This window comes from Stenotrophomonas sp. B2, assembly GCF_014947095.1.
GTDB lineage: Bacteria > Pseudomonadota > Gammaproteobacteria > Xanthomonadales > Xanthomonadaceae > Stenotrophomonas > Stenotrophomonas maltophilia_P.
In genome coordinates this window covers 1-12756 of the sequence record NZ_JADCQA010000007.1, presented here as the reverse complement: position 1 = coordinate 12756, position 12756 = coordinate 1, and the positions used below count along the sequence as shown (strand labels likewise).

Here is a 12756-nt window from a genome sequence, read left to right as displayed (position 1 = left end):
CACAGCAACGCCGGGCATGGCCCGGCGCTACCGTTCAACGCTTGCGTTGAAAATTCAGGACGTCATCCGGTCCCAGAAGCCCTTCACGCCGTCCATGAAGGTGGCGGACTTCGGCGAGTGCTTGCGCGCTTCCTCACCGACGAAGGTGGCCTCGAACTGCTCCAGCAGCCTGCGCTGGTCGTTGGTCAGGTTGACCGGCGTCTCGACCACCACGCGGCAGTACAGATCGCCCTCGCTGCGGCTGCGCACCGAACGCACGCCCTTGCCGCGCAGGCGGAACAGTTTGCCGGTCTGGGTCTCTGCCGGAATGCGGATCTCCGCTTCGCCACCCAGCGTCGCCACGCGCACGGTATCGCCGAGCGCCGCCTGCGAGATGCGGATCGGCACTTCACAATGCAGATCGTCGCCATCGCGCTGGAAGATGGGGTGCTCGCGCACGCGCACTTCCACGTACAGGTCGCCCGGCGGCGTGCCGGCCGGCCCCGCTTCGCCCTCGCCAGCCAAGCGGATGCGATCGCCGGTGTCGACGCCCGCCGGCACCTTCACCGACAGCACCTTGTCTTCCTCGACACGGCCATTGCCGTGGCAGGTCTTGCAGGGCTTGGCGATGATCTGGCCGCGGCCGCCGCAGTTGTGGCAGGCCTGCTGCATGGCGAAGATGCCGCGCTGGATGCGCACCTGGCCGCGGCCGTGGCAGACGTTGCAGGTCTCCACCTTGCCGTCTTCCGAGCCACTGCCATCGCAATCGCCGCATTCGGCCAGGGTCGGGATCTCGATGCGGCGCTCGACGCCACGCACCGCTTCTTCCAGGTCCAGCTCCATCACGTAACCGATGTCGGCACCGCGGCGTGCCTGGCGCGGACCGCCGCCGGCACCACCGAAGATGTTGCCGAAGATGTCGCCGAAGATATCGTTCATGTCCGGACCACCCGGACCGCCGCCGCCCATGCCGTGCTCGAACGCGGCATGGCCGTGGCTGTCATACATCCGGCGCTTGTTGCCGTCGGACAGCACCTCGTAGGCTTCCTTGCACTCCTTGAAGGAGGCTTCGGCGGCCGCATCACCCGGATTTCGGTCCGGATGGAACTTCATCGCGCAGCGGCGGTAAGCCTTCTTCAGCTCTTCTTCGTTGGCGGTGCGGGCCACGCCCAGCACTTCGTAGTAATCGCGCTTGCTCATATCGTGAATCGGCTTCCGGAATGTCGGGATTCGTCAAAGCGGAAGAGCGGAACCAGGTCCGCTCTTGCGTCGGGCGCCCCGACGCGCCGGAGGCGGTCAGGACCCTGATGCGACAACGGGACGCTGCCAGGCAGCGTCCCGCGTCGGTCCGGATCAGGACTTCTTGTCGTCCTTGACTTCGGTGAACTCGGCGTCCACCACGTCGTCGTTGCCCTTGCCCGCATTGCCGGCATCGGCGCCCGGGGCACCGCCCTGCTCTGCCGACGCTGCGGCGAACAGCGACTGGCCGGCTTCCTCCAGCACCTTCGACTTGGCTTCGATCTGTGCCTTGTCGTCGCCCTTCATCGCGGTTTCAAGATCGGCCAGAGCCGCTTCAACCTTGCCGATGACATCGCCGCCGACCTTGCTGCCGTGCTCGGTGATGGCGCTGCGGGTGCCGTGGATCAGGGCATCGGCCTGGTTGCGGGCCTGCACCAGCTCCTGGAACTTCTTGTCTTCTTCGCGGTTGGCTTCCGCGTCGGCGACCATGCGCGCGATCTCTTCCTCGGACAGGCCCGAGCCGGCCTTGATCTCGACCTTCTGTTCCTTGTTGGTCTTCTTGTCCTTGGCCGACACATGCAGGATGCCGTTGGCGTCGATGTCGAAGGACACTTCCACCTGCGGCAGGCCACGCGGCGCCGGCTCGATGCCGGACAGGTCGAACTTGGCCAGCGACTTGTTGAAGCGGGCCTGTTCGCGCTCACCCTGCAGCACGTGCACGGTCACAGCCGACTGGTTGTCCTCGGCGGTGGAGAACACCTGCGAGGCCTTGGTCGGGATGGTGGTGTTCTTCTCGATGATCTTGGTGAACACGCCGCCCATGGTTTCGATGCCCAGCGACAGCGGGGTCACGTCCAGCAGCAGCACGTCCTTGACGTCGCCGCCCAGCACGCCACCCTGGATCGCCGCACCCAGTGCCACGGCTTCGTCCGGGTTGACGTCCTTGCGCGGCTCCTTGCCGAAGAACTCGGTCACCGCCTGCTGCACCTTCGGCATGCGGGTCTGGCCGCCGACCAGGATCACTTCGCTGATATCGCTCGAACGCAGGCCGGCATCGTTCAGGGCGACGCGGCACGGCTCGATCGACTTCTTGATCAGGTCTTCCACCAGCGCTTCCAGCTTGGCGCGGGTCAGCTTGATGTTCAGGTGCTTCGGACCCGACGCGTCAGCGGTGACGTACGGCAGGTTCACTTCGGTCTGCTGGGCGCTGGACAGCTCGATCTTGGCACGCTCGGCAGCGTCCTTCAGGCGCTGCAGAGCCAGCGGATCCTTGCGCAGGTCGATGCCCTGGTCCTTGTTGAACTCTTCCACCAGGTACTCGATGACGCGGTTGTCGAAGTCTTCGCCGCCCAGGAAGGTGTCGCCGTTGGTGGCCAGCACTTCGAACTGCTTCTCGCCGTCGACGTTGGCGATCTCGATCACCGAGACGTCGAAGGTACCGCCGCCCAGGTCGTACACAACGATCTTGCGATCCTTGTTGTCGCCCTTGTCCAGGCCATAGGCCAGCGCGGCCGCGGTCGGCTCGTTGATGATGCGCTTGACGTCCAGGCCCGCGATGCGGCCAGCATCCTTGGTAGCCTGGCGCTGGCTGTCGTTGAAGTAGGCCGGCACGGTGATGACCGCTTCGGTGACCTTCTCACCGAGGAAGTCCTCGGCGGTCTTCTTCATCTTCTCCAGTACCTTGGCCGAGATTTCCTGCGGCGCCATCTTCTTGGCGTCGCTGGTGGCCACCCACGCATCACCATTGTCATGGGCGAGGATGCTGTACGGGACGTGGGCGATGTCCTTCTGCACCTCGGCGTCGGTGAACTTGCGGCCGATCAGGCGCTTCACCGCGTAGAAGGTGTTCTTCGGGTTGGTCACCGCCTGGCGCTTGGCCGAGGCACCGACCAGGACTTCGCCGTCCTTGGTGTAGGCGACGATCGACGGGGTGGTGCGATCGCCTTCCGAATTCTCGATGACGCGGGCCTTGCCGCCGTCCATGATCGCCACGCACGAGTTGGTGGTGCCGAGGTCGATACCAATGATCTTGCCCATGGGGGAGACTCCTGAGAAATGCTGTGTGGATGTCAGTCCGGCCGCTCGGCCGGTGGATGAATGGGATGTGGGGGAGGCTCGTGGAACATTCAAGCCATCTCCCGAACGCTGTGTTCAGCCGTTCAAGGTTCGCCGGGCATAGCCCGGCGATGACGATCCGGGGGTAGCACCGGGCCATGCCCGGCGGCCGCTCCCGGATCGACCGCTCAGTCGGCGGCCACCACCACCAGCGCCGGCCGCAGCAGGCGCTCGTTGAGCAGATAGCCCTTCTGGAACACGGTCACCACGCTGCCCGGGGCGGCGTCCGGGGCCGGCACCTGGCTGATCGCCTGGTGGTGCTCCGGGTTGAACGGCTGGCCGGTCGGGTCAATCAGGACCAGGCCGTTGTCGGCGGCGACCTTCAGCAGCTGCTTGTAGGTCAGCTCCAGGCCCTCGCGCAGCGGGTGCGGGTCGTCGCCGGCGGCCTTCAGGCCGGCATCCAGGCTGTCGAACACGGGCAGCAGTTCGCCCAGCAGCTTCTCGTTGGCGAACTTGCGGGCCTGCTCGATGTCGCGGGCCACGCGCTTGCGCTGGTTCTCCAGGTCGGCGCGCTCACGCAGCGCATCGGCCCTGACCTGCTCGACTTCCGCGCGCAGGCGCTCCACTTCGTCATTGACGCCTGCTGCGGCGGCCGCGTCGGCGGCGCTCTGCTGGGATTCGAAATCTGGATGTTCGTGGTTCATGTCTGGGTCCCTGGCGGTCACTCCCCGCCTCCACCCACCCTAGTGTGGGCGGGATGCTGCGTTTCAAGCGTCCGCGGCACCGGATCCGCGTCCGGTCGGTGAAAAGGCCGCCCCCAGCACGTCGGCGGTGGCCTGTACCAGCGGGATCATGCGGTCGTAGGCCATCCGCTTCGGCCCGATCACCCCCAGCACGCCCAGCACCTGCCCGTTGGCCGCATACGGGGCGGTCACCAGCGAAACGCCCTGCAGCGGCATCATCCCGGTCTCTTCGCCGATGAAGATGCGCACGCCCGGGGCCTGGATGGTCCGCTCCAGCAGCTGCAGGATCTCGCGCTTGCTGGAAAACAGCTCGAACAGTTCACGCAGGCGCTCCAGGTCGGACAGGTCCTGGACCCCCATCAGGCGGGTCTGGCCCGCCACCAGCATGTCGTCGGCCGCGGGCTGCAGGGCCTGCTCGGCCAGTTCGATGCTGTGCGCCAGCAGCTGCTCCAGCTCGGAGCGGGCATCGCGCAGCTCCAGCAGCAGGCGCGCCCGGATCTCCGCCAGCGGCAGCCCGGCGAAATGGGCGTTGAGGTAATTGGCGACCTGCTCCAGCTGGCCCGGCGCGAAGTCCTGGCGGGTTTCGATCACCCGGTTCTGGACCTCGTTGTCGGCGAACACCAGGATCGCCAGCACCCGGCGGCCGTCCAGCGCCACGAAATCGATCTGGCGGAAGGCGAACTGCTCGCGCCGCGGCGCGCTGACCACGCCGACGAAGTGGCTCATCGCCGACAGCAGCTCGGAGGCACTGCCGAGCAGGGCCTGGGTGCTGCCGCCACCGGCCAGTTCCTGGCGCAAGCGGGCCAGCTCGCCCTCGCCCGGCGGCTGCATCTGCAGCAGGCTGTCGACAAACACCCGGTAGCCATGCGCGGTCGGGATCCGCCCGGCGGAGGTATGCGGCGACGCCAGCAGGCCCAGGTCCTCCAGGTCGCCGAGGATGTTGCGGATGGTGGCCGGGCTGACTTCCAGCCCGGCCACGCGCGCCAGCGTCTGCGAGCCCACGGGCTCACCATCCTGGATGTGGCGCGCGATCAGCGTGCGCAGCAGATGGCGCGCGCGCGGGGCGAGTTGGTCGGCGGAACCGTGCATGGAATCAACCTGTGAGACACGGAGACTAGATAATGGCGCCGGATCACCTTGGCAAGCCATTGGACCGCCCGCGTGCGCGTGCTAGCGTTGCGCGGCTCAGATACCCCCAGACCCATGCTCAGACACCTATCGATCAAGGATTTCGCCGTCGTCCGCGCTACCGAACTTGAATTCGGGCCTGGCATGACCGTGGTTTCAGGCGAGACCGGCGCCGGCAAGTCGCTGATGGTCGACGCGCTGGGCTTCCTGTCCGGCCTGCGCGCCGACAGCGGCGTGGTCCGCCACGGTGCCGCCCGTGCCGAGCTGTCGGCCGAGTTCGCGCTGGAGCATCTGCAGGCCGCACGCCAGTGGCTGGCCGACAACGAGCTGGACGATGAGGACCAGTGCCAGCTGCGCCGCGTGATCCGCGCCGACGGCGGTTCGCGGGCCTGGATCAACGGCCGCCCGGTCACCCTCGCCCAGCTGGGCGAACTGGCCGCGCTGCTGGTGGAAATCCACGGCCAGCATGAACAACAGGCCCTGCTTGCGCGTCCTTCCCAGCTGGCCCTGCTCGATGCCTATGCCGGCAACGAGGAAGAGCGCCGTCAGGTCCGCCGCGCCGCAGCCGCCTGGCAGGCACTGGTCGATGAATCCCTGGCGCTGTCGCAACAGGGCGACGTCAGTGACCGTATCGGTTTCCTCGAGCATCAGCTGCGCGAACTGGACCGTGAGGATCTGGAGCCCGAATCGATCCTCGCGCTGGGCGCCAGCCATCGGCGCCAGGCCCATGCCAGCGCGCTGCTGACCGCCTGCCAGGCCGCCAGCAACCAGCTCAACGGCGACGAGGGCAGCTCGGCGCTGGATCAGCTGCAGCAGGTGCGGCACGAACTGGCCCGGCTGATCGAACACGACCCGCGCCTGGGCGAGGTGGACAGCCTGATCGAAAACGCGTCGATCCAGCTGCATGAAGCCCTGTCCCTGCTCGACCGCGTGCACGACGACCTGGATGCCGACCCCGAGCAGTTCGAGGAGAACGAGCGCCGTCTCGGCCGCCTGCACGACCTTGCGCGCAAGCATCGCGTGCCGATGGACGAACTGGGCGCGCAGCGCGAGCGCATGCATGCCGAAGTGGAGCAGCTGCGCGGCGCCGACGAGCGGCTGCAGCGCCTGGCCGGCGAGATCGACAAGGCCGCGGCCGCCTGGCGGGTGCAGGCCGAAGCACTGAGCGCAAGCCGGCGCAGTGCGGCGGCCGCGCTGTCGACCACCACCACCGGCATCATTGCCGAGCTGGGCATGGGCGGTGGCCAGTTCCTGATCGAGCTGGAACCCCAGGACGGCGGCAAGCCCGACCCGCAGGGCGCCGAACGCGTGGAGTTCCTGGTCGCGGCCAACGCCGGTCAACCACCACGCGCCCTGCGCAAGGTGGCCTCGGGTGGCGAACTGTCGCGCATCTCGCTGGCAATCGAAGTGGCCGCGCTCGACCTGGACGCCGTGCCGACCATGGTGTTCGACGAAGTCGACTCGGGCATCGGTGGCGCGGTGGCCGACATCGTCGGCCAGAAACTGCGCGCCCTTGGCGAGAAGCGCCAGGTGCTGTGCGTGACCCACCTGCCGCAGGTCGCGTCCAAGGGCCATGCCCACTACCGGGTCAGCAAGGCACCGGTGGAAGGCATGACCCAGAGTGCGGTGGAGAAGCTGGACCTCAAGGCACGCGAGGAAGAACTGGCACGCATGCTCGGTGGCGTCGAAGTGAGCAAGGAAGCGCGCGCGGCCGCCCGCAAGCTGCTGCAGGTCTGACGCCGGCGGCGTCGAGCGACGCCCGGTCCGTCCCACCGCAGGTTCACCCCAGCGGCCGCGCCAGATCCACCTTTTCCACCAGGAAATCCAGGAACGCACGCACCCGCAGCGGCAGATAGCCACCCTGCCCCAGGAATACCGCGTGCACCTCTTCCAGATCGCCGGGATTGGCCTCTTCCAGCACCGGCAGCAGCCGCCCGGCCGCTATGTCGTCCCTGACCTGGAACGCGGCCAGCCGGGCCAGCCCGAGCCCTCCCAGCACCAGCTGCCGCAGGGCATCGCCGTTGCTGGCGCGCGCATTGCCGCTGGTGGGCACGCGCAGCACCTGGCCGCCCTGCAGCAGCGGCCACCCCTGCATCGCCCGCGCATGGCCGATGTCCAGCCGGTTGTGCGTCTGCAGGTCGTCGACGTTGCCAGGCAGACCGTGTCGCTGCGCATAGCCGGGTGAGGCCACGATCATCATCCGCGTCGCCCCCAACCGTCGTGCCACCAGGCTGGAACTCTTCAGCGGACCGGCCCGCACGGCCACATCGGTGCGCTGCTCGAGCAGATCGATCACTTCATCGGTCAGGGTCAGGTCCACCCCCACCTGCGGGTGCTGCTGCAGGAACATGGGCAGCAATGGCAGCAGGAAATGCTGGCCGAAGGGCACGTTGGCATTCACCCGCAGCCGCCCGCGCGGTTCGGCATGCGCGCTCGCACAGCGCTCGGCCTCTTCCAGGTCAGCAAGCACGCGCAGCCCGCGCTCGTAGAAGGCGCAGCCCTCCGGGGTCAGCTGCAGCTGGCGGGTGGATCGCTGCAGCAGGCGCGTGCCCAGCCGCTGCTCCAGCCGCGCCACCAGCTTGCTGACGGCCGAGGGCGTCATGTCCAGGCTGCGGGCCGCCGCGGAGAATCCGCCGGTTTCGATCACCCTCACGAACACTTCCAGCTCGCCGGAGCGATTGATGTCGGGTCGCGCCATGGTGATGAATCCAGTTCACAGATGATTATCCAGGCGCAGTCTAGTTCACAGAAAGCGGCAGGGACACCATGGCCCCTCCTTCCGACGGACCCTTCCGATGAACCGCCTGAGCACGTTGACCACCGCTGCCCTGCTCACCCTGTCCGCAGCAGCCAGCGCCACGGCCGCCCCTCCCCGGCACTGGGTGGCCAGCTGGCAAGCCAGTCCACAACCGGTTTGGCAGGCGGACTTCCTGTTTCCGACGCTGATCCCCGCAGAGCTGGCCGACCAGACCTTCCGCCAGACCGTCCGCATCAGCTTGGGCGGCTCGCGCCTGCGTGTCCGCTTGAGCAACGCCTACGGGACACAGCCACTGCGGGTGGGCCGGGCCACCTTGGCGGCACATCCGGGCGAGGTGCCGCAGGCGCTGACCTTCGATGGCCAGCCCGGCGTGCTGATCGCGCCTGGCCAGGACCGGCTCAGCGACGCCCTGCCGCTGCCCACGCGCAACCTGCAGTCGCTGCAGGTCAGCATCCATCTGCCACAGCCCACGCCGCTGCGGACGTTCCACTGGGACGGCCGGCAGACCAGTTGGATCGCGCCGGGTGACCAGAGCCTGGCTGCGGACCTGGACGGGGCCCGCAGCACCACGGCCCGCCTGCTGCTGTCCGGCATCGACGTCGAAACCGCAGCCCGCGCGCGCAGCGTGGTGGTGATCGGCGATTCGATCACCGATGGCGCAACGGCCAGCCTCGACCAGGACCAGCGCTGGACCGACCATCTCGCCGCACGGCTGGCACCGCAGGGAATCGCAGTGGTCAACGCCGGCATCTCCGGCGGACGCCTGCTGCGCGACGGCATGGGGGAATCCGCCCTGGCCCGCTTCCCGCGCGATGTCCTCGACCAGCCCGGCGTCGCCAGTGTGATCGTGCTGATCGGCATCAACGACATCAGCTGGCCGGGCACAGCGTTCGCGCGCGGCCAGGACCGGCCCGGGTTCACCGAACTGCAGGCCGGCTATCGCAGCCTGGCCGGACAGGCCCATCGCCATGGACTGCGCATTGTCGGCGCAACCCTGCCGCCGTTCGCCGGTGCCCTGCCCGGCACCCCGCTGGACGACTACTACCAGCCGGACAAGGACGCACTGCGCCAGCAGCTCAATGCCTGGCTGCGGCAGGACAGCCCATTCGATGCGGTGATCGACCTGGATGCAGTGCTGCGCGACCCCGCCGATCCCTCACGGATGGCCGCCGCCTACGATTCAGGCGACCATCTGCATCCGGGCGATGCCGGCAACCGGGCCATGGCCGAGGCCGTGGATCTGCGGATGCTGATGCCGCCATCGCACCCGGCGGTCACTCCGCCGCGCTGACGAAAAACCCCGGGGCCAGCCCGGGGTCTCGTCGCAACCGGCACGCAGGGGGTGCCTATCTGCGCTTCTTGCGCACGTACAGCACCAGCGAATGTTCTTCCAGCTCATAGCCGTGATCGGCCGCGATCTTGCGCTGCAGTTCCTCGATCTCGGTACTTTCGAACTCGATGATCTTGCCGCTGTCCACATCGACCATGTGATCGTGATGGCCGCCGCGGTCCAGTTCATAGACGGCCTGGCCGCCTTCGAAATTGTGCTTGAGCACGAGGCCGGCAGCCTCGAACTGGGTCAGTACCCGGTACACCGTGGCCAGGCCGATCTCGTCACCATGCTCCAGCAGCTGGCGGTAGATGTCTTCGGCGGTCATGTGGTGCTGGGCAGTGCGCTGCTCGAGCAGCGCCAGGATCCGCATCCGTGGATGGGTTACCTTCAGGCCGACTTTACGCAGGTCGTGGGTTTCCATAGGTCTCCGTTCATTGGCGATTTAGCGCCAGCTGCCTCGGATTGGGTCGCGGTGGCACGCCGGGAGTGTATCATCGGTTCGATTTCCCCAACCGCCAGTCCCGATGCGCAATCTCCTGTTGGTCGCCGCCGTCGCCCTGTCCACCACCGGGTGCGGCATCATCTACAAGCAACCCATCTATCAGGGCAACCTGATCCGGGAAGATGCCGTGGCCAAGCTGCAGGTCGGGCAAAGCAAGCAGCAGGTGAACGCGCTGCTGGGCACGCCCTCCGTGCCGGACCCGTTCCATGCCCAGCGCTGGGACTACACCTCCAGCCAGCGGGTCGACCGTCTCGGCCGCACGGAAGTGAAGAACTTCACCGTGTATTTCGAGAACGACGCCGTGACGCGCTGGGAGGGTGACTATTTCCCGGCCAACGACAAGGCGCTGGCCCAGCAGACCGTCCGCCAGTTCGGCCGCAACCTGCCGAAGGACAAGAAGAAGAAGGGCCGCTGAGGCCGCCAGCCCGTTCCGACGGACGGGCCCTGGCCCTCAACCGCCGAGCGCGCGACGCCGGCGGTTGTCCTTGGGATCGGCCTGCAGTGGGCGCAGTAGTTCGACCCGGTCCCCATCAAGCAGTGTCTGCTGCGGGCGGGCCAGCACACCATGCACGGCGGCAGCCGGGCAGCCGGCACTGCCCTCAAGAGCGGCAGCGGCGATCGCATCGGCAACCGTGGCGCCCTCTTCCAGCTGCAACCGGCGTGACAGCACCCGCTGCGGCCAGGCAAGCACCACCTCGACCTCGATCATCGCTCAGTCCTCGTCGGCGACCCGGACGAAATCGTTGACCATGCGATCGGCCAGACCCTGGAAGCCGATCGCCAGCGCCGGGCCCAGTAGCCGTGAGCTGGGTTCGAATTCCAGGGTCAGCGTCACCTTGCAGGCGTCTTCGGCCAGCGCGTGGAATTCCCAACGGCCATGAAGCTGCTTGAAGGGACCGTCGCGCAGCTGCATGTCGATGCTGTGCGGGCGCTGCAGGGTGTTCTCGGTCTGGAACCAGGTACTGAACGAACCCAGGCCCAGGTCCAGACGCGCCACCAGCCGGTCCTCGCCCTGCTCCAGGATGCGGGCATCGGAGCACCAGCGGAAGCGGCGCGGATAAGCCTGGACGTCGTTGACCAGGTCGAACATGCGCGCGGCCGAATGTTCGACCAGGGCGCTGCGGCGGATAGTAGGCATGTATACGGGACGTTTCGGCAATCGACCGGGCGGGCCCGAATCGGAGACAATACGGAAATGAGCAAGAACAGCGGCAAGGATAAAGCAAAGAGCGCGACGGCCAACAAAACCATCGCGCTGAACAAGCGTGCCCGCCACGAGTACCACATCGAAGAGCGCTTCGAGGCCGGGCTCGCCCTGCAGGGCTGGGAGGTCAAGTCGATCCGGGCGGGGCGCGGCAACATCATCGACGCCTACGCTTACGTGAAGCGTGGCGAGATCTACCTGATCGGCGCACAGATCACTCCGTTGATCCAGGCCTCCACCCACGTGGTGGCCGAGGATCGGCGCGAGCGCAAGCTGCTGCTGCACCGGAACGAGATCGACAAGCTGATCGGCAAGGTCGAGCGTGATGGCTATACGATCGTGCCGACCGCGATGTACTGGAGCAAGAACAAGATCAAGCTCGAGATCGCGCTGGCCAAGGGCAAGCAGAACCACGACAAGCGCGATGCGGCCAAGGATCGCGACTGGGCGATCGAGAAGCAGCGGGTGATGCGGCGCGGCAACCGCGACGCCTGAGGCAGGCCCCGCCGCCATGTGGCGCCGGGCGATGCCCGACGGCCCGGGCCATCAACCGGCCAGCATGCCCTGCCCGCGCGCGCGCGGCGCCAGGGCCGCGTGCATCACGGCCAGGTGCATCACCACCGCCAGTTCCGGCGCGTGGCGGTCATCGCCCGCCCGCCACTGCTGGGCGAGCTGGGCTGCATCGGCCGGCAGCAGGGCCAGCAGCTGCGTATCGTCGAGCGCATCGGCTGCACCCTGCAGCTGGCGCGCCAGCTGCCGCGACTGCCACACGTGAACGCCGATGCTGAGGCTGGCCAATGTCATCAAGGTCAGCGCCAGGCCGTGCTCGAACCACTGCGCCAGCACGTCCGGCCCCCACAGCAACGCCGCCAGTACCGCCAGCGCCGGCAGCCGCCAGCCCAGCCAATGGGTGCGCCCACGCTGCGGCCAATGCACCACCACTGCGCTGGCGACCAGCGCCACCGCTGCGGTGGCCGGCAGTTCGGTCAGCCAGGTCGCCGCCAGCAGCACCGCCAGCAGCGCCCAGACCCAACCGGGAGGCAACGCCCGTCGCTGATAGTCGGCCCCGACCGGGCCCACCAGCTGGCGCAGGCTGCGCTGTTGCATCGCGTCGGTCACCCACAGTCTCCCGTTTCTGTCCTGCCCTGGATGGTCACGACCAGTGTGTCGCAAATCCGTGCCGGAGACGTTAGCAATCCGCTATGACACAGGCAGTACAACATGTTGCGGATTGACCGGCCGCGCGAGGTGACTGTTCAGCTGTTTTGCCGTAGCATGACAACCGTTGGGCAGGCCCTGCCCGTGGTGACACGGAATTGGCCCTGTACCTTGCAGCACTGTAGAAACCGGGGGTGCATTGGTTTCGACGGGGGTTGTGAAGTCGCCTGGCGCATGCCGAGGGGGTAGCTTTCCTCGTAAATCCAGCTGCAAAACTCTAGTTGCCAACGACGACAACTACGCTCTGGCCGCTTAAGGCCTAAGCCTCGAAACCGCTTGTGTCCATGCTCGCGGTGTAGAGTCACTATCATGGAATCGCGCTGGACGGCTGCCTGTCAGTCCGGCACTAGAACACAACAGGCTGGTTCCCGGATGCGCTTTGCACGCCGTGCTGTTCGGGGACGAGATTCAACGGCGAGCTAAGCATGTAGTGCTGGGGATGGAGTGCCTTCGGACGGCGGTTCAATTCCGCCCACCTCCACCAACGAGCGGTCCGCCAAGGACCGGAGAAGCCCGGAAACCCCCGCATCACAAGGGTTTCCGGGCTTTTTTATTGTCCGCAGCAGACCGGGGCAATCCGTTTCAATCCATGAGACG

The 12756-nt window shown here is 67.2% G+C and carries 13 protein-coding genes and 1 other RNA gene; 5 read left to right on the top strand and 9 right to left on the bottom strand.

Annotated elements, in window-relative coordinates:
* Window positions 1-54 precede the first annotated feature (54 nt).
* The 4 genes from dnaJ to hrcA all read right to left on the bottom strand — a co-directional run bounded on the left by dnaJ (window position 55) and on the right by hrcA (window position 5105).
* A complete protein-coding gene (dnaJ, locus tag IMX13_RS09725; protein ID WP_053519713.1) occupies window positions 55-1179 on the bottom strand; it encodes a molecular chaperone DnaJ in 1125 nt (374 codons plus the stop codon).
* A 153-nt stretch (window positions 1180-1332) separates the two neighbouring features.
* Window positions 1333-3255, bottom strand: a complete 1923-nt coding sequence (dnaK, locus tag IMX13_RS09720) for a molecular chaperone DnaK (protein WP_053519712.1) — start codon at window positions 3253-3255, stop codon at window positions 1333-1335.
* A 206-nt stretch (window positions 3256-3461) separates the two neighbouring features.
* Entirely contained in the window at window positions 3462-3977 is a 516-nt protein-coding gene (gene grpE / locus IMX13_RS09715) for a nucleotide exchange factor GrpE (protein ID WP_053519711.1), read from the bottom strand.
* Window positions 3978-4040: 63 nt separating this feature from the next.
* Window positions 4041-5105 (bottom strand): heat-inducible transcriptional repressor HrcA, encoded by a 1065-nt coding sequence (gene hrcA / locus IMX13_RS09710; RefSeq protein ID WP_053519710.1) that lies wholly within the window; start codon window positions 5103-5105, stop codon window positions 4041-4043.
* Between the two features lie 114 nt (window positions 5106-5219).
* Here hrcA and recN point away from each other — a divergent pair, with 114 nt between their 5' ends.
* Window positions 5220-6881 carry a DNA repair protein RecN gene (gene recN / locus IMX13_RS09705; protein WP_065175026.1) on the top strand — a complete coding sequence of 554 codons (1662 nt, stop codon included), beginning with the start codon at window positions 5220-5222 and terminating at the stop codon, window positions 6879-6881.
* 43 nt (window positions 6882-6924) lie between these two features.
* Here recN and IMX13_RS09700 read toward each other — a convergent pair whose 3' ends face one another.
* Window positions 6925-7842: a LysR family transcriptional regulator gene (locus IMX13_RS09700; protein WP_053519708.1), complete on the bottom strand. Its 918-nt coding sequence runs from the start codon at window positions 7840-7842 to the stop codon at window positions 6925-6927.
* A 97-nt stretch (window positions 7843-7939) separates the two neighbouring features.
* Here IMX13_RS09700 and IMX13_RS09695 point away from each other — a divergent pair, with 97 nt between their 5' ends.
* On the top strand, window positions 7940-9193 hold the full coding sequence (locus IMX13_RS09695; protein ID WP_193396250.1) for an SGNH/GDSL hydrolase family protein: 1254 nt from the start codon (window positions 7940-7942) through the stop codon (window positions 9191-9193).
* 55 nt (window positions 9194-9248) lie between these two features.
* Here IMX13_RS09695 and fur read toward each other — a convergent pair whose 3' ends face one another.
* A complete protein-coding gene (gene fur / locus IMX13_RS09690) occupies window positions 9249-9656 on the bottom strand; it encodes a ferric iron uptake transcriptional regulator (protein ID WP_053519706.1) in 408 nt (135 codons plus the stop codon).
* 103 nt (window positions 9657-9759) lie between these two features.
* On the opposite strand from fur, the gene bamE reads away from it, so the two are divergent.
* A complete protein-coding gene (gene bamE / locus IMX13_RS09685; RefSeq protein ID WP_053519705.1) occupies window positions 9760-10152 on the top strand; it encodes an outer membrane protein assembly factor BamE in 393 nt (130 codons plus the stop codon).
* A gap of 36 nt (window positions 10153-10188) precedes the next feature.
* Here the strand turns inward: bamE and IMX13_RS09680 are convergent, their stop codons facing one another.
* The gene (locus IMX13_RS09680; protein WP_180876306.1) at window positions 10189-10446 is read right to left on the bottom strand and encodes an RnfH family protein; all 258 of its coding nucleotides are present in this window, start codon (window positions 10444-10446) and stop codon (window positions 10189-10191) included.
* A 3-nt stretch (window positions 10447-10449) separates the two neighbouring features.
* A complete protein-coding gene (locus IMX13_RS09675; protein WP_053519703.1) occupies window positions 10450-10875 on the bottom strand; it encodes a type II toxin-antitoxin system RatA family toxin in 426 nt (141 codons plus the stop codon).
* Between the two features lie 57 nt (window positions 10876-10932).
* Between IMX13_RS09675 and smpB the strand changes: the two genes are divergently transcribed.
* On the top strand, window positions 10933-11436 hold the full coding sequence (smpB, locus tag IMX13_RS09670; RefSeq protein ID WP_019661238.1) for an SsrA-binding protein SmpB: 504 nt from the start codon (window positions 10933-10935) through the stop codon (window positions 11434-11436).
* A 51-nt stretch (window positions 11437-11487) separates the two neighbouring features.
* Here the strand turns inward: smpB and IMX13_RS09665 are convergent, their stop codons facing one another.
* Window positions 11488-12060, bottom strand: coding sequence for a hypothetical protein (locus IMX13_RS09665; protein WP_053519702.1), 573 nt, complete (start codon window positions 12058-12060; stop codon window positions 11488-11490).
* 229 nt (window positions 12061-12289) lie between these two features.
* On the opposite strand from IMX13_RS09665, the gene ssrA reads away from it, so the two are divergent.
* Window positions 12290-12643, top strand: a transfer-messenger RNA (tmRNA) gene (gene ssrA, locus IMX13_RS09660).
* Window positions 12644-12756: the final 113 nt, after the last annotated feature.